At 69.1% G+C, this 16,595-nt stretch carries 11 protein-coding genes; all 11 read left to right on the top strand.

Translation table 11 applies throughout. The annotated features are described in order from the left end of the window. Nucleotides 1–628: 628 nt before the first annotated feature. Nucleotides 629–1,243 (top strand): acyl-homoserine-lactone synthase, encoded by a 615-nt coding sequence (locus ACN9M1_RS14200; RefSeq protein WP_426395341.1) that lies wholly within the window; start codon nt 629–631, stop codon nt 1,241–1,243. Nucleotides 1,244–1,307: 64 nt separating this feature from the next. Beyond that, entirely contained in the window at nt 1,308–3,434 is a 2,127-nt protein-coding gene (locus tag ACN9M1_RS14195) for an AMP-binding protein (RefSeq protein ID WP_426395339.1), read from the top strand. Next, complete coding sequence (locus tag ACN9M1_RS14190; protein ID WP_426395337.1) at nt 3,421–3,699, top strand: phosphopantetheine-binding protein; 279 nt, start codon at nt 3,421–3,423, stop codon at nt 3,697–3,699. Before ACN9M1_RS14195 ends, ACN9M1_RS14190 begins: the two co-directional genes overlap by 14 nt. Continuing rightward, complete coding sequence (locus ACN9M1_RS14185; protein ID WP_426395336.1) at nt 3,696–4,799, top strand: Rieske 2Fe-2S domain-containing protein; 1,104 nt, start codon at nt 3,696–3,698, stop codon at nt 4,797–4,799. Before ACN9M1_RS14190 ends, ACN9M1_RS14185 begins: the two co-directional genes overlap by 4 nt. Nucleotides 4,800–4,826: 27 nt before the next feature. Then, nucleotides 4,827–6,422 carry an aminotransferase class I/II-fold pyridoxal phosphate-dependent enzyme gene (locus ACN9M1_RS14180; protein ID WP_426395335.1) on the top strand — a complete coding sequence of 532 codons (1,596 nt, stop codon included), beginning with the start codon at nt 4,827–4,829 and terminating at the stop codon, nt 6,420–6,422. A gap of 23 nt (nt 6,423–6,445) precedes the next feature. Next, on the top strand, nt 6,446–8,071 hold the full coding sequence (locus ACN9M1_RS14175) for an amino acid adenylation domain-containing protein (protein ID WP_426395334.1): 1,626 nt from the start codon (nt 6,446–6,448) through the stop codon (nt 8,069–8,071). Then, nucleotides 8,068–10,554: a polyketide synthase gene (locus tag ACN9M1_RS14170; RefSeq protein ID WP_426395332.1), complete on the top strand. Its 2,487-nt coding sequence runs from the start codon at nt 8,068–8,070 to the stop codon at nt 10,552–10,554. Before ACN9M1_RS14175 ends, ACN9M1_RS14170 begins: the two co-directional genes overlap by 4 nt. 9 nt (nt 10,555–10,563) lie before the next feature. After that, a complete protein-coding gene (locus tag ACN9M1_RS14165; protein WP_426395331.1) occupies nt 10,564–11,739 on the top strand; it encodes an acyl-CoA dehydrogenase family protein in 1,176 nt (391 codons plus the stop codon). Next, nucleotides 11,736–14,567 (top strand): aminotransferase class III-fold pyridoxal phosphate-dependent enzyme, encoded by a 2,832-nt coding sequence (locus tag ACN9M1_RS14160; protein WP_426395329.1) that lies wholly within the window; start codon nt 11,736–11,738, stop codon nt 14,565–14,567. Before ACN9M1_RS14165 ends, ACN9M1_RS14160 begins: the two co-directional genes overlap by 4 nt. Next, complete coding sequence (locus ACN9M1_RS14155) at nt 14,564–15,730, top strand: hypothetical protein (protein WP_426395327.1); 1,167 nt, start codon at nt 14,564–14,566, stop codon at nt 15,728–15,730. The genes ACN9M1_RS14160 and ACN9M1_RS14155 overlap by 4 nt, the downstream gene beginning before the upstream one ends. 11 nt (nt 15,731–15,741) lie before the next feature. Beyond that, nucleotides 15,742–16,593 (top strand): outer membrane lipoprotein-sorting protein, encoded by an 852-nt coding sequence (locus tag ACN9M1_RS14150; protein WP_426395326.1) that lies wholly within the window; start codon nt 15,742–15,744, stop codon nt 16,591–16,593. Nucleotides 16,594–16,595 lie beyond the last annotated feature (2 nt).

Genomic DNA, 16,595 nt, shown 5'->3' with positions numbered 1-16,595 from the left:
GAAACGGCCTCCCTTGCGGAGGCCGTTTTCTTTTGGCCTTCGCAAGGCGCCTTCTGACGTCCACAACAACGTCGCCGCAAAGGCTCATCCAGCTTGTGTCGAGGCCATGGCGGCTCTCTACCCTGGTGTGGCCCTCTGACCGCCAAAGTTTTCTAGCTGCGTTTCCGCACTCTCTGCTAAGAGGCGCCAACGGCATTCGTCGCTGAACCGGCGCAAGGTCTCTCTTGCCTCTTCGACATGGCCACCATCGAATTGCGCGTGGGTTTTAAGTGGCACCTCCCCGAGATGCCTTGACCATGGTGCTGCTGTACTTCGCGATCGGCTGCGCTCGTGGCGCGAGGCATCACCCGCGCCACCAAACGACGCGATGCCGCGATCCTTCCTACGTTAGCCAGCGCGGCGGAACATCGCGCGCGGCCCGCGAGCTAACCGCTCTCGCGCCTACGCATGACGCCTCTTGCTCGAGGGGAGGTGCGGCGCTCCTACCCACGGCCTCGCGCGTACGCCAACGCCACAGCGGCCACGCCTGGCAGCTCCTCGGGGCCACAAGTCCACCACTTCTGGTAGTTACCGGACCCACAGTGCCCATTGTTCAATCTAGCCCTGCTTTTATCGACAGGGGAATGACTTGGACATCGTTTCGGGAACCGCGCGGGAACTTGGGCCGGGGCTGATGCAGCGTATCGGCCGCTACCGGCACGAGGTCTTTGTCGAGCAGCTTGGCTGGCGTCTGCCCGGCGGCACCGATGGCATGGAACTGGATCAGTTCGACCTGCCCGATACCCTCTACGTGGCGGCACAGGTGCGCGGCGAGATGGCTGGCATTGCCCGCTTGTTGCCCACGACACGTCCCTACCTGCTCAGCGAAATCTTTCCGCAGTTGCTCGATGGCGAAGCACCGCCGGCATCGGCACACGTGTGGGAGCTCTCCCGCTTCGCGGCCACGCCGCCGGATGGTGCGCGGGCTGGCCATGCGTTCGGTCACCTTTCCTCGCCCCTGGCTGTGCGCCTGCTTGCCGAGTCGCTCGCCGCCGCAGCCGGGCGCGGCGCCGCGCATGTGATCACGGTCTCGCCGCTTGGCGTCGAACGCCTGCTGCGCAAAGCCGGTTTCAGCGCACGGCGCGTCGGCGTGCCGGTGGTCTCGGGCAGCGACTGCCTGATCGCCTGCCAGATCGATGCCCACGCGCTGCCGACCACGTGGACTGGCCACGAAGCGCTGTCCGAGCACCTCGAACCGGCCTGACACCCGCTTGCACGGCACACGCCGCAGCGATCCCTACGACCCCTTGCGCTTTCGCCTTCCGCCCATGGACCGCATACCGACCGAATTTCTGACCACCGGCGCCGACGTCCGGTATCCGGAGCACTGGACCTTCGTCGATGCCCTCCGGCGCAACGCCGACGAACAGCCGGACGCGCTGGCCTATCACTTCCTGCACGCTGACGACGGCGACGAGGAGCTTGTCACCCACGGCGAACTCGCACGCTGCGTGGCCCGCTACGCGCAGGCGTTCCGCGCACTGGCGCCGCACGCCAACGGGCAGCAGAAGATCGTGATCGCGGTGCCGCAGGGCAAGGCGTTCGCGGCCGCGTTCTATGGCTGTCTCGCGGCCGGCGCGATTGCGGTGCCGACCTTCCCGCCCGCCAACACGCTGCAGGCCGACCGCATCCGCCTCATCCTGCAGGACCTGCGTGATTGCACGGTGCTGGCCGATCGCGAGTGCCTCGACACCGCGCTCGCCCCGCTGCGGCACGACAGCGCGCTCGCGCACGTGCGCTGGTGCGCGCTCTCCGATCTCGACACGGCGCCCGACGCGAGCCTTGATACGTGCACGCCCGATGCGTCCGATATCGCGATGCTGCAGTACACGTCCGGCTCCACCGGCCGGCCCAAGGGCGTGATGGTCAGCCACCGCAATCTCGTCGAGAACTCGACGCTGATCGCCGAGTGCTTCAACCACCGCCGTAGCGAGAGCCGCTCGGTGATCTGGCTGCCGCCCTATCACGACATGGGGCTCGTCGGCGGCGTGCTGCAGCCCACCCACGTCGGCTTTCCCGCGCTCCTGATGCCCACGAGCCTGCTCGTGCGCAATCCGTTCCGCTGGCTCGACGCCATCAGCCGCTTCCGCGGCACGAGCAGCGGCGGGCCGAACTTCGCGTTCCAGCTGTGCGTGAACTATGTGCGCGAGCGCGACCTGGCGAAGCTCGACCTGTCGAGCTGGAACATCGCGTTCTGCGGCGCGGAGCCGATCAGCCACCGCACGATGACCGAGTTCTCCACGCGCTTCGCCGCCGCGGGCTTCCGGCCAGAGGCGATCTATCCGTGCTACGGCATGGCGGAAACCACGCTGATGGTCTCGGGCAAGCCGCATGCCGAGGCGCCGCGCGCGATGCATGTCGATGCGCGCGCGCTGGCCCGCGGTCTCGTGCGCGAGCAGGATGCCGAGGCCAGCGGCACGCAATCGGTCGTCAGCTGCGGCAGGGTGCATCCGAGTCTGGACCTGCGCATCGTCGAACCCGAAGCGGGCCGCGAGCGCATGCCGCGCGAGATCGGCGAGATCTGGGTCAGCGGCCCGAGTGTCGCGCAGGGCTACCTGGGCGACCCCGACAGCACGCAGCAGACGTTCCACCGGATGCTCGCCGGCAGCGATCGCCACTACCTGCGCACGGGCGACCTCGGCTTCGTCGATGGGGGCGAACTCTACGTGACGGGCCGCGTGAAGGAACTGCTGATCATCCGTGGCGCCAACTACTACCCGCAGGACATCGAGCAGACCGCGGCGCTCGCGGCGCCGGAACTCGTCAACTGCCGTTTCGCCGCGTTTCCGCTGACGGTGGACGGCGCCGAGGTGGCCGCCATCGCGGTCGAATGCCCACGCACGCTCGCCAACCACAGCGAGGTGGCGCGCCGCATCAACGCCAGCCTCATCGACCGTTTCGGCATCAAGGCCGAGGTCATCCTGTTCGTGCCGCGCAAGACGATCCGCGTCACGTCCTCGGGCAAGCTCCAGCGCATGGCGATTCGCCGCGACTTCCTGGCCGGCGACCTGCCCGTCTGGCACCGCTGCGACGACCGGCGCGACATGAACGCGGCACCTGCGCCGGAGGCCGCCGCCGCCGGGCTTGGCGCGGGCGCCTGGACCGTTGCGGATGTGCGCGCGTGGCTTGTCTCCCAGATCAGCCGCATCACGCGAGCAGACCCCGCGCAGATCCGGCCCGACGACAGCTTCGCGGCGCTCGCGCTCGATTCGGTCGCCTCGCTCGAGATCCTGTCCGAACTCGACCAGACGCACGGCATCGGCGTGGCCCCCGATTCGCTCTACCTCCACAACACGCCAGAGCTGCTCGCACGCGAGATTCACCGGCTCTGGCACCTGAAGCAAACCTCGCAACACTCGCAAAACTCGCAGGGAGTCTGCCATGGCATTGCCTGACAACGTGTGCGCGGCGCTGATCGCGTTCATCAGCGACAGCTTTCTCGGCGACGGCACACGCATCGCTGCCGACACGCCGCTGCTGGAACTCAACATCCTGGACTCGGCCGCGCTGTTCGACGTGGTCGACTTCGTTCACCGCCAGTTCGATATCGCCATCCCGGTCACGGAGGTCCATCCGGACAACTTCACGAACGTCTCGATGCTCGCGCGCCTGGTCGGGCGCCTGCAGGCCGGCCTTCAACCTGTCGAGGTCATCCAATGATCCCAAACCAGTGGTACGCCATCCTGCGCAGCGAGGACGTGCGCAAGAAGCCCGTCGGCATCACCCGCTTCTCGAAGCGCCTGGTGGTCTATCGCGACACCAGCGGCAAGGCGGTCTGCCTGGACGACCGCTGCCCGCACAAGGGCATTCCGCTCTCCCATGGCAAGCAGCACGGCGATCTCATCGCCTGCCCCTACCACGGCTTCCAGTTCAACCAGCAGGGTAAGTGCGTGCACATGCCGGTGCTGGGCCGCAACGGCACGGTGCCCAAGGCGATGTGCGTGCGCTCCTACACGCTGCGCGAGCAGCACGGGCTGATCTGGTTCTGGACGGGCACCGCCGAGGACCCGCAGGCCTTGCCCGAGGTGCCGATGTTCGAGAACTTCAGCCAGTACAAGGGGTTCACGTCCCGCTACGGCTGGGAGGCGCCCGTGCACTACACGCGCTACGTGGAGAGCGTATGCGAGGTCTATCACGTGCCGTTCGTGCACAAGGGCTCGGCGCTCAACATCTGGGACCCGAAGGGTGGCCGCATCGACGACTTCCGCTGCGAGGTCAACGGCACGCTCATCAGCAGCAACTTCGTGCTGCGCGCGGACGACGAACGCACGGCGGAGGAGACGCTGCACGCGATGCTGCCGTGGAAGCGCGGCTGGCGCATCGGCGTGGACGTGCAGATGCCGAACATGGTGCAGATCCGCAACGACGTGTTCGACGTGTACCTGATCGCCACGCCCGTGGACGACGACAACTGCTGGGTCTGCGTCTGCTACCAGGAGCCCAAGCGCGACCTGCTGCTGCCGATGATCAAGCCGCTGCCGATTCCCGTGTGGCGCCGCGTGCGGCCCTGGCTCATGTGCCGCATGGAGCGGTACATCCAGCAGGCCAAGGACATGAAGGCGATCCGCGGTCAGGAACCCCGCATCTCGCACCTGCAGGCCAACAAGCTGATTCCGCTCGACAAGGTCAACGCCTACTACCTGAAGATGCGCGACAGCCTGACCCGCGATGCGATGCGCACGAATACCGGACATGCCGTCATCCGCCCCGTCGTCGAGACGGCCGTGCCGGACTCCGCCACCCCCGCCATCGTCGACTGACGTCACCACCGATCCGCGAAAGGCCCCATGAATAACGCCGAATTCCTTGATAGCGCCCGCAAAGCCGCCGTGGTGCGCGATGTGGTGCGCACGCACTCGCAGTATGCCGAGTCCGATCTCGATCCCGATGCGCTGCTGCAGGAGGAACTGGGCATCGACTCGATCATGCTGGCCGAGATCGTCGCCGACCTGAAGAAAGTGTTCCGCGGCGCTGGCCATGTCAGCGCGGACCAGTTCGACACGCTCGGTGCGCTGCTGAGCGGGTTCGCTGCGTTCGAGCTCGATGCGGCGGTGCCTGCCCCGCGCGAACCTAACGGCGCGCACGCCGATGCCGCGCACCCGCCGGCGTGCAACGGTCATGCACCCGAGGCGGCGAGCCTCACGATGCGCGACTTCATCGCCTCGGGCGAGTCCGACCTCTTTGCCAAGACACGGCGCTTCGGACGCTTCCTGCGCGAGCGCGAGACGGCTGGCGAATTCTGGTACGGCATGGCGTCGAGTGGCATCTGTACGAACCGCGCGCGCATCTTCGACCGCCTGATGGGCCGCGAACGCGAGTTCCTGCTGTTCGCCTCGAACAATTACCTGGGTCTCGCCAACGATCCGCGCGTGCTGGACGCGATGGCGCAAGCGGTGCGCGAATACGGCGCCACCAACACCGGCAGCCGGTTGATCGGCGGCACCACGGATCTGCACCTGCAACTCGAGCAGCGCCTCGCGCGCTTCAAGGGCCGCGAGGACTGCATCGTGTTCCCGTCCGGCTACTCGGCCAACCTTGGCACGATCTCCGCGCTGCTCGGCGCCAACGATGTCGCGATTACCGACGCGTACAACCACATGAGCATCCAGGACGGCTGCAAGCTGTCCGGCGCCGCGCGCAAGATCTACGCGCACAACGACATGGAGGCGCTCGAGGCTGTGCTGCAGCGCTGCGACGACCGCCCGGGCGGCCGGCTCATCGTGGCCGACGGCGTGTTCAGCATGCATGGCGACGTGGTCGACCTGCCCGGCATCGCGGCGCTTGCGCGCAAGTACGGCGCCAGGCTGCTGATCGACGACGCGCACTCGACCGGCGTGCTTGGCGCCACAGGGTCGGGCACGGCCGAGCATTTCGGCATGAAGGGCGCCGTCGATCTCGAGGTCGGCACGATGAGCAAGGCGCTCGGGGGGCAGGGCGGCTTTGTTGTTGGCGACAAGGAGGTGATCGACTACCTGCGCTTCTACGCCAACGCCTACGTCTTCGCGGCGACGATTCCCGCCGCCATCGCCGCGGGCCTGATCGCGGCACTGGATGTGCTCGAGGCCGAGCCGCAGCGGCTTACACGGCTGTGGGACAACGTCCGCTATCTCAAGGGGGCGCTGGACGCGCTCGGCTTCGATACCGAGCAGTCGGCGAGCGCGATCGTGCCGATCGTGATCGGCGACGAGCGCCGCGCGATGGCGATGGGCCGCTCCGTGCGCCGGCGCGGCATGTTCTGCCAGACCGTCGTGTTCCCGGGCGTGGCGGTTGGCGACGCGCGCCTGCGCATCAGCGTGCTCGAATCGCACACGCGCGCGGACCTCGATGAAGCGATCGGGATCCTCACGGAATCCGCACACGAGAACGGCCTGCTCCCGCAATGACTGCACTACGCATCGCGACGGCCATGACCGCGCCCGATCCCGACCGCTTCGTGCATCACGCGCTGCTGCGCCACGCCGACGAGCGCCCCGACGCGCCGTTCCTGCTCGGCGGCGCGGGCGTGCGCTATGGCGACGCCGCGCGCTGGGTCGCGCGGCTGGCTGCGAGCGGCCTGCTGCCGGCGCCAGGTGAGCCCGTGGCGATCTGGATGGACAAGGGCAACGGCTACGCGCTGGCGATCCTCGCTGCGCTCTTTGCCGGCAACCGCTACGTGCCGCTCGACGGCGCGCAGCCCGTGGAGCGCGCGGACACGATCGTCGGCGATGCGGGTGCCACGGTGCTGATTACCGACAGCACGCACGCGGCGCGCTGGCTCTCGCATGCCACAACGGCACCGCTCGCGCGCCTGCTTGTCGTCGACGATGCGCCGCTCGAGATCCCGCCGCACGCCATGAGTACCGCGCGCGGGGCCGTTCTGCAGCTTAGGGCGGACCTGGCGGATCTACGCGGCGAGGCGGATGACCTTGCGGCCATCGCCGCCCCGTGCGCGGACGACGACGTGGCGGCCATGCTGTACACGTCCGGCTCCACGGGCCTGCCCAAGGGTGTGCAACTCAGTCACCGCAACCTCGCGAACTTCGTTGGCTGGAGCGCGGACACGCTCGGCATCACGGCCGCCGACCGCCTGCTGAACTTCGCGAGCTTCAACTTCGACCTCAGCACGTTCGACCTCTTCGCGAGCCTGCGCGCGGGCGCGGCGCTCTACGTGACCAGCGAAGCGCAGACGCGCCAGGTGGCGCAGGTGGCCGGGCTGATCGCGCAGCACGGCATCACTACGATGTATAGCGTGCCGTCGATGCTTGCGCTGCTCAACCGGGCGGACGCGTGGCGCAGCATCGCGCCGTGCGCGCTACGCAATGTCGTGTTCGCGGGCGAGGTCATGCCCAAGCCGCAGCTGCGCGCGATGGCAGCGCAGCTGCCGGCCGACTGCGCGTTCTACAACTTCTACGGGCCGACCGAGACGAACGTCTGCCTGTACCACCGCGTCACGGAGGCCGACCTCCACAACGACGCGCCGCTGCCGATCGGCACGCCAATCAGCGCGACGGAGGTCTGGCTGCGTGACGACAACGGGCAGCCGGTGACCGCCCCCGGCGAGATCGGCGAGATCTGGGTGCGCGGTGCGTGCGTAACGCCCGGCTACTGGCGGCGCGACATCGATCCCAATACGGCCAATCACCGCGCGGGCATGCACGCGACCGGCGACCACGGCGAGATCGTCGATGGCGTGCTCGTCTACCGTGGCCGCAAGGACCGGATGCTCAAGCTCAACGGTTATCGCGTGGAGCTCGGCGAGATCGAAGCGGCGCTCGCGCGTCATGCGTCCGTACATGAGGTGGCGGTGCTTGCCCATGCGGATGAGCCGGGCGCGGCCGCGCGCCTCTTCGCGTGGTACGTGCCGCGCGGCACGGGCGAGGCCGAGATCCAGACCGTTGTGCCGCTCGCGCTACGGCGCTTCTGCGCGGACCTGCTGCCGGCCTACATGATTCCGCACCACATCGCGCGACGCGACGCGCTGCCGCGCACGCCCAACGGCAAGATCGACTACCGCGCGCTGCAGGGAGAACTGTCGCAGCGAGGCGGGCAATGACCGCCGCCACGCGTGCGGGCACCGCACTGGCGATGACCGGCATGGCCTGCCGCTATCCGCACGCGGACGGCATCGAGGCGCTGTGGCGGTGCATGCAGGGGCCGCAGGCGCCCATGGCCTCGCGCCGGCTCGGGCCATCGTCAGCCGATCCGGGTGCCTTCGGCATTCCGCCGATCTACCGCCATTCCATCAACGATGTGCAGCTTGATCTGCTGGCGCTGTCGCGCGACGCGCTGGCGCAGGCCGGGCTCGATGCCGATGCGATCGATCGCGAGCGCACCGACGTGATTTTCTGCCACGCGCTCGGCATGAACCGGCAGTACGAGAACTACGCGCGCATTGCTGCGGTCGCGTGGGCGGAGCCGGTCTGGGCCAATGCGGGTGACGGTGCCAATACCGAATGGGCGCGCGCGGCGTGGAAGCGCAAGCTCGACGCGCTGTTCCGTGCCACCAGCCACGACAAGGTTGGCGAGATGGCGAGCACCATGCCGGCGCGCGTGGCGTCGCACTTTCGGCTGCGTGGCCGGGCGCTCGCGCTCGAAGCGCAAGAGCGCAGTGCCATCGAAGGACTGCTCGCTGCCTGGGATGCGATCGCCACCGGCCGCGCGCAGACGGTGCTGCTGCTCGGCGCCCAGAGCCTGGCCTCGCCGTCGCTCGAAGCATTGCTGCGCGAGCGGCTGCCTGCGCCGCTTGCGGACGCATTGTGCGAAGGCGCCTGCGCGCTCGTGCTGCAGGATGCCCATCTCGCCGGCGCGCGCGCTATCGCGTGCATCGATGCGGTCGACGTCGATGGTCAGGTCAGTGGCGGGCCGCAAGCGCCGGTGCGGGTGCAGGTGCTCGACGGCGTGGACACCGTTGCCGTTACCGGTGAAGCGGCGCCAGACGCGGTCGTGCAGGCGCATCAGGCATGTGGCTACGGCTATGCGATGCAGCCGCTGACGGCGCTGCTGCAGGCGGCGTTGATCCAGCAGCGCGGCAGGGCATCCGGCACGCCGCCGGTCGCGCCGGACGGACTGAGCGTGACGGTGCAGGGTGCTGCAAAGGACGGCCACCCATACCGCATTGCCCTGCGCGCAGCACACGTGGCAAACGTGGCAAACGCGGCGCACGAGACGAAGCGTCCGTACGACGGCGCCATGCCGACACCCGTTGCACCTGCTGCACCCGTCGCGGTCGTCGCAATGGGCACGCGCTTCGGCGACGGCCGGGACATGGCGGACTACTGGGAGGCACTGCGCTCCCCCACGCACCGCTTCCGTCCGCTACCGGCGACGCGCCCGGGCCACGCGGCCTACTACAGCGCTGATCCCCAGGCGCCGCTCAGCTACTACATCGATCAGGCGAGCTACTGCGAGCCTGCCGGACCCTCGCGCGCGCAGGCGTTTGATCTCGCATGCGCGGCCGGCCGGGAGGCCATCGGCAGCCTGCCGCAAGGGCTGGCCGGCAAGGCGGGCCCGGTGCTCGTCGTCACCGCCTCGAACCTCACCCCGGCGCCGCTGCGCCACGTGGCGGTGCGCCATGAATTGCCGCGCATCGAGGCCGAGCTCGTGGTGCTGGCGCGCGAATTCGGCATGGACGAGGCCGCCGCCGTGGCAACACTGCGCGAGCAGGCGCACCGCGAGCAGCCGGCCACTGCCGCATGGGGTGCCTTGAGCGCCAGTGGCATCAGCCGCGCGTTGGCCGGCATGCTCCACGCGCCGGCGCGCTGCGTCGCCGTCGAGGCCGCGTGCGCGGGCTCGCTCGCGGCGCTAGACCTGGCCGTGAACAGCCTGCGCAGCGGACGCTGCCGGATCGCCGTGGTGGCGGGCGTGGAAACCCCGGTCAACACCGCCGATCTCGTGCTCTGCGCGTCGCAACGGATGCTTGCCACGGGCCTCATCGCGAGTTTCACCGAGGCTGCCACGGGCTTCACGCCCGGCGACGGCGCGGGCGTGCTCGTGCTGTGTGCCCGCGAAGACGCCGCGCGTTGGGGGCTGCCCGCACTGGCGCTGATCCGTGCCTCGGCGTCGTGCACGCAGAGCAAGTCGATGGTGGCGCCCAACGCGGACGGGCAGGTCAAGTCGATGCGGCGGGCATTCGAGCAGGTCGAATTCGGCCCCGATGCCGTGGACTTCGTCGAAACCCATGGCACCGGCACGCTGATCGGCGACGAGGTCGAGATCAGCTCGCTCGCGCAGGTCTACGGCCCGCGCACGCGGCCGCTTCGCCTGGGGGCGCTGAAGTCGCGCTTCGGTCATTGCTTCGCGGCCGCGGGCATCGCAGGGGTCATCAAGACGGTGCTCGCCCTGCGCGCCGAGTCGATGCCCGCCAACTATTTCGGCGCGCCGGTCAAGGCCGGCCTGCGGCTGGCCGAGCACGGCTTCGATCCGCTCGCGCAAGCCGCGGACTGGCCAGCCGGCCCGGCGACCCGGCGCGCCGCCGTCAATGCATTCGGCACGGGCGGCGTCAATTACCACGTATTGCTCGAAGAGAGCAGGACCTGAACTGAATCCATGGACTTTTCCACCAGTGCCCGACACCGGGACATCGCCGTGCGCATGGCCGCCCTCGGGCGCGACCTGCACGATTCCGGACTCGCCGCGCGCGACCGCGAGGGCCGCTTCTGCGCTGAGCGCTGGAAGATCCTGGCGGCGCAGCGCGTGCATGCGCTGACGGTACCGATCGCCCAGGGCGGCGCGGGCTACGGCGCGCTCGATCTCGTTTACGCGCTCGAGGCGCTCTCCGAGCATTGCGAGGACACGGGGCTGCTGTTCGCGCTCGCCGCGCACCTGTGCGCATGCGTGCATCCGCTGGTGGCGTTCGGCGACGCCGCGCTGCAAGCGCGCTGGCTGGCGGCCATCGTGGAAGAAGGCCAGATCGGCGCGCACGCGATCACCGAGGCGCAGGCCGGCTCCGATATCAGCGCGATGCAATGCACGGCCACGCGCGAAGGCGACGGCTACCGGCTGCACGGCGAGAAGCGCTACATCACCAACGCGCCCGTGTGCGATTTCATTGTCGTGCACGCGCGCACCGGCAACAGCGGTGGCTTTCTCGACTACAGCGCGTTCGTGCTCGACAGCCGCAGCGTCGGCGTGCAGATCAGCGCCAAGCCGCACGAGAAGGTCGGCCTGCGCACCACGGCGATGGGCGACATCCGCTTCGACGGTACGTGGGTGGCCGCCTCACAGCGGATCGGCGCGGAAGGCTCGGGCGGCCCGATCTTCCAGGCCAGCATGGAATGGGAGCGCAGCTGCCTGTTCGCGATCTATCTCGGCGCGATGCGGCGGCAGCTGCGCCGCACGTGGAAGCACGCGCGTACGCGCGAGCAGTTCGGCCAACCGCTCCTTGCCAACCAGGCGCTCGCGCACCGGATCGCGGACATGCACGTGCGGCTCGAAAGCGCGCGTCTCGCGTGCCTGCATGCGGCGTGGAAGCTGGACGAGAAACTGCCCGCGCAGGATACGGCCGCCATTGCCAAGCTGCTGGTGTCCGAGGCGAGCGTGAAGAACGGCCTGGACGCCCTGCATATCCATGGCGCGAGCGGCGTGATCGAGGGCGACATCGAGCGGCAGTTGCGCAACGCGCTGCCGTCGACGCTGTTCTCGGGCGGCAACGAAGTGCTCAAGGATCAACTGCTGCGGCAGCTCGGCCGCGTATTCCAATCATCGGCGGGACAAGCATCATGAAGACGCAAGCCAGCGTGGGACAAGCCGGGCTCGGCAAGGAAGACCTGCTCACCGCCGCGGGCGTGTACGTGGAGTACACACGCGCCGAGGGCGACTACCTCTACATGCGCGACGAAGACGGCGAGGAAGTGCCGGTGCTCGACATGGTCGGCGGGTTCGGCGCATCGCTGCTCGGCCACTATCACCCTGAGATCACGGAGGTGCAGCAGGACTGCATCGCGCACCGGCGGCCGTTCCTTGCGCAGGGCTCGTGCCGGCAGCGCTCGCTCGACCTCAAGGAAGCGCTGGGCGACTACCTGCACCGGCATACCGGCACGGACTACAGCGTCGCGCTCTATAGCACGGGCACCGAGGCCGTGGAGGCCGCGCTCAAGCACGCACGCTACGCATTCGGGCAGCGTGTGGGCGCGCTCGCCGATGCGTGCAACGCCAATGTGCGCGAGCTGCTGACGCGGCTCGAGCGCGGCGAAGTGCGCATCGACGAGGCGTTCCTGCACGATTGCGAGCGCCTACTTGGCCAGGAGCCACTGGAAGGACTCGACGATCTGCTGGGCGCCGTGGCGTCCGCCAACCAGCAGGCGTTCAATGCGCAACCCGTGATTGCCGCTTTTCCGCGCGCGTTCCACGGCAAGACCCTGGGCTCGCTCGCGCATACCTGGAACCGCGACGCGCGCCTGCCGTTCATCCGCAATCACGGCGCGGCGGTCTTCATCGAGTCGCCGCAGGACTTTCTGGAGGAGGTGGAGCGCCGCAGCCTCGCGTACTTCCGCTTCGAGTTTGCGCCGTTGAGGTTGGTCCGCTGCACAACGCCGACGCTTGCGGCCGTGATCTACGAACCGTTGCGCGGCGAGGGCGGCGTGCTTGAACTCGGGGCCGCGGACAAGACGCTGCTGCGTGAGCTGCGCGCGCTTCACCCGCAGGTGGCGCTGATTGCCGACGAGATCCAGTGCGGGCTCGGGCGGACCGGGAATGCGGTGGAGAGTCTCGCTTGCGAGCTGCCGGCCGACTACCTGACGTTTGCTAAGTCGCTCGGCGGCGGGCTGGCCAAGATCTCGGCGCTCGCCGTGCGCAAGGAGCTCTACTACGCCGAATTCAGCATGCTGCACAGTTCGACCTTCGCCGAGGACGATATGTCTTCGATGATCGCCAAGCGCAGCCTAGAAGTCATCGAGCGCGACAACCTGGCCGGCCGCAGCGCGCAGCTCGGCCAGACGCTGCTCGGCGAGCTGCGCGCGCTGCAACAGCGCTGGCCGCGCGTGATCGCCGACGTGCGCGGCCGCGGCTGCATGCTGGGGATCGAATTGCAGGACTATGCCGATCACCCGTCGGCCGTGCTCTCGAGCCTCGCGCAGCAGCAGATGCTCGGCATGCTCGCCGCGGGCTACCTGCTGCATCGCCATCGCGTGCGCGTGCTGCCGTCGCTGGGGCGCCGCCGCGTGCTGAGGCTGCAGCCGTCCGCGTATCTCGGCAGCGCCGAGGTTGGGCGCGTTTGCGAGGCGCTCGACCAGCTGTGCGCGGTGCTCGACGCGGGCGACGCCGCCACGTTGCTGCGCCACTTGTCGGGGCCGGGCGAGACCGAGGCCGACGCACCAGCCGCATGGGCCGACGCAGCCGCTTCGCAAGCCGATGCCGCGCCCGCCACGAACGCCTGCGAGCGTGTGGGCTTCATCGCACACCTGATCGATACGGAAAGCATGCGCGCGTGGGACCCCGCCGTGGCGGCGCTCTCCGACGACCAGCTCGGCGAGCTGCGCGGACACATGCAGCGCGCGCTCGAGCCGCAGCGCGTGGCCCGCCGCCGCGTGCGCTCGGCGCTCGGGCACGAGGTGGAGCTGCTGCTCTACGCGATCCTGATGGATGCCGAAGCCATTGAGCTCGACATGCGCTTCAACAAGTCCGGGCAGATCCGGGCGCAGGTCCACCATGCGTACCGGCAGGCGCGCGAGGACGGTTGCAGCCTCGTGGGATTCGGCGGCTATACGTCGATCGTCACCGCGAACTGCACGGACTTCGACCACGACCACCCGGCGGTGACCACGGGCAACGCGCTGACCGTGGCCACGAGCATGTCCGCGCTGCGCGACGCCGCGCGCGCGTCGAACATCCGGCTCGCATCCGCGCACGTGGCCGTGGTCGGCGCGGCCGGCAACATCGGGCAGACGCACGCGGCATTGCTCGCGCGCGAGTGCGGCAGCTTGCTGCTGCTTGGCCGCCCGGGCTCGCTCGGACGGCTGCGCGCCGCCGCCACGGCGGTGGCCGCCGAATTGCGCGAAGCGCTGCGCAGCCCGTGGGGCGCGGTGGATGCCGCAGACCACCAGGCCGGCGAAGGCGCGCTGATGGCCAGCGTGCGACGCGCATGGGACGGCGAGACGCCGCCCGACGCCGAGTCGCTCGCCGCATGGTTGCTGGGCGAAGAACTGATCCGCCTCGGCGAGGCCGTGGAGCTGTGCCGGCTGGCAGACATTGTCGTGAGCGCATCGAACAGCGCGCAGGCGGTGCTCGGTGCCACGTGCTTCGCTACCGACCGACCGGTGCTCGTCTGCGACGTGGCGGTACCCGGTGACGTCGACGCGGCGTCGCTCGCCGTGCATGAGAACGTGCGCGTGATCCGCGGCGGCATTGTCAACCTGCCGATGGTGCCGGACTTCGGCCTGCCCGGCATGCGGCTTGCGCCGGGCAAGGTCTATGCGTGTGCCGGCGAGACGCTGCTGCTGGGCCTCGCAGGCGTGCGGCGCGACTTCAGCAAGGCGGCCATCACGACCGCGCAGGTGCGCGAGATCGGCGCGCTCGCGCGTCTGCATGGCTTCGAGCTGGTGCAGAAACAATGAGCGACGCGCAGGCGCATACGCCGCATACGCGCACATCGCCCCCGCCGACATCGCTGGCCGATCTGCTGGCGCTCGCCGCGCTGGCGCCGTCGTCGCACAACTGCCAGCCGTGGCACGTGAGCCTGCTGGATGCCGAAGGACGCCCCGTGAGCGGGCCCGACGTGCCGCGCCGGCTCGTGATCAGCATCGACCGGCGCCGTGCGCTGGACGCGCTGCCCGCGCTGCGCACGGAGATGTCGATCAGCGCCGGCGGCTTTGCGGTGATTCTGCTGAACCTGTTGCGCCTCGCCGGCTGGCAGGCGGAAGCGGCGCTGTTGCCCGCGCCTTGCGATGTGCCGGACGGCAGCCTCTCGCCGCTCGTCCGCATCGAACTCGGCGGCTTCCACCCCGGGCGGGCATTGCCGTTGCTGGCGCGGCTGGCCGCGGCCCTGCGCCACCGCCGCACCGATCGTGGGGAATACGGCGGCACGTTCGATCTTTACGCGCTCGGACGTTGCAACTTGCTGCCGCACAGCCTCGGGGGCGTAGCGGACGGCCTGCGCTGGCGCGTCGTGCAACCGGGCGAACGCTACGAGCGCCTGTGCGCGTTCTACCGGCATCACGCGGCGCGCGACTTCGTGCATCGGGCCGCGTGGCGCGAGACGTACCGCCACCTTGTGTTTAGCGATGCGGAATCGGTGCCGGACGGCATCGGCATCAACATCCAGAGCCTGTTTGGCCCGATGCCCGCGTGGCGCCGCCAGCTGCATCGCGTGCTGCTGCATCCGGCGCTGCTCGCGGCGTTCGGTCCCGTGGGCGCGTCGGCGCGCATCGGCGTGCATCTCGAACGCCTGATTCGCGGCAGTCCGGCCGTGATGGTGCTGAGCGCGGCGGAGAGTTGCCCGCTCGCGAGCCGTGACGTGCTCGCGGGGGAGGCCATCGTTCGCCTGTGGCTCGCCGCCACCGCGCAAGGACTCAGCCTGCATCCGCTCTCGGTCGCGCTGCAGCACCCGGACCTGCGCGCGACGCTCGGCCGGCTGCTCGGCTGCGAAGAATCGTTGCTGTTCATCGCCCGCGTGGGCGCGCCGCTGCAGGCGAGCGGCCCGAGCCGCCGCTACCGGCGCGAGCCCGCACAGTTCTGTTCGCCGCCGCCGGCAGCGGACGCCCCTGTTTTTACGCAATGACCCGAATGCCCATGTCTCACACATCGATCCGAACCCTCGGCCTTGTGGCCGTGTGCCTCGCGTGCGCTGCGCCCGTCGTGGCCTCCGCCGCTCAGCCACCTTCGTCCTCGCAGGCAGCAGCGCCCGCGCGCGTCCAGCCTGATGCGCAGATGCTCGCGCAGTGGATCCACGGCGCCGAGCACATCCTGCGTGGTCAGACCTCGGCTGCCGTCATGAGCATGAAGATCAAGAAGACGAGCTTCGAGCGCGAGTACGACCTGATGGTGATGACGGACGACCGCAACCCCGCCTCGAAGGTGCTGCTGCGCATGCTGGGCCCCGCGCTGTGGCGCGACAACGCCACGCTCAAGGTCGGCGACAAGATCAGCTTCTACGATCCGCGCACGAACCGCATCACGGTGATGGGCAATTCGATGCTCGGCGACAACTGGATGGGCAGCCACTTCACCAACGATGACCTCATGCGGGAGACCGATCTCTCCCGCCATTACAGCTATGTGCTGGTGGCCGGCGCAGCGGGGAAGGACGCCGCGGGCCAGCCCGTGGATGACTACACGATCTCGCTCTCGCCGCTGCCGACTGCGCCGGTCTCGTGGGGCAAGGTGATCTACCGGCTCTATGTGGGTGGCGATGGTCAGGCCTATCCGCAGCGCGTGGAGTACTTCCGGCGCGCGGGCGACGACAAGCCCGTGCGTGCGCTCGTCTACGAGGAGGTGCGCGTGATGGACGGCAAGGCCGTGCCGACGCGCCTGACCATGAACGTGCTCGACCAGCCCGGCGAGTACACCCGCATCGACTACAAGCGCATTCGCTTCGGCCTCGACCTCAAGGCCGACGAGTTCACCGAGCGCGCGTTCCGCTGAAG

Source organism: Ralstonia sp. R-29 (assembly GCF_049913345.1).
In the GTDB taxonomy this organism is placed as follows: domain Bacteria; phylum Pseudomonadota; class Gammaproteobacteria; order Burkholderiales; family Burkholderiaceae; genus Ralstonia.
Note: the sequence above shows the minus strand (reverse complement) of the source record. Positions and strands in the feature narration are given on the sequence as shown.

Coding starts and splice junctions, on each gene's coding strand:
- ACN9M1_RS14195 (WP_426395339.1), top strand. CDS start 1,308: ATGGACCGCATACCGACCGAATTTCTGACCACCGGCGCCGACGTCCGG.
- ACN9M1_RS14190 (WP_426395337.1), top strand. CDS start 3,421: ATGGCATTGCCTGACAACGTGTGCGCGGCGCTGATCGCGTTCATCAGC.
- ACN9M1_RS14185 (WP_426395336.1), top strand. CDS start 3,696: ATGATCCCAAACCAGTGGTACGCCATCCTGCGCAGCGAGGACGTGCGC.
- ACN9M1_RS14180 (WP_426395335.1), top strand. CDS start 4,827: ATGAATAACGCCGAATTCCTTGATAGCGCCCGCAAAGCCGCCGTGGTG.
- ACN9M1_RS14175 (WP_426395334.1), top strand. CDS start 6,446: ATGACCGCGCCCGATCCCGACCGCTTCGTGCATCACGCGCTGCTGCGC.
- ACN9M1_RS14170 (WP_426395332.1), top strand. CDS start 8,068: ATGACCGCCGCCACGCGTGCGGGCACCGCACTGGCGATGACCGGCATG.
- ACN9M1_RS14165 (WP_426395331.1), top strand. CDS start 10,564: ATGGACTTTTCCACCAGTGCCCGACACCGGGACATCGCCGTGCGCATG.
- ACN9M1_RS14160 (WP_426395329.1), top strand. CDS start 11,736: ATGAAGACGCAAGCCAGCGTGGGACAAGCCGGGCTCGGCAAGGAAGAC.
- ACN9M1_RS14155 (WP_426395327.1), top strand. CDS start 14,564: ATGAGCGACGCGCAGGCGCATACGCCGCATACGCGCACATCGCCCCCG.
- ACN9M1_RS14150 (WP_426395326.1), top strand. CDS start 15,742: ATGTCTCACACATCGATCCGAACCCTCGGCCTTGTGGCCGTGTGCCTC.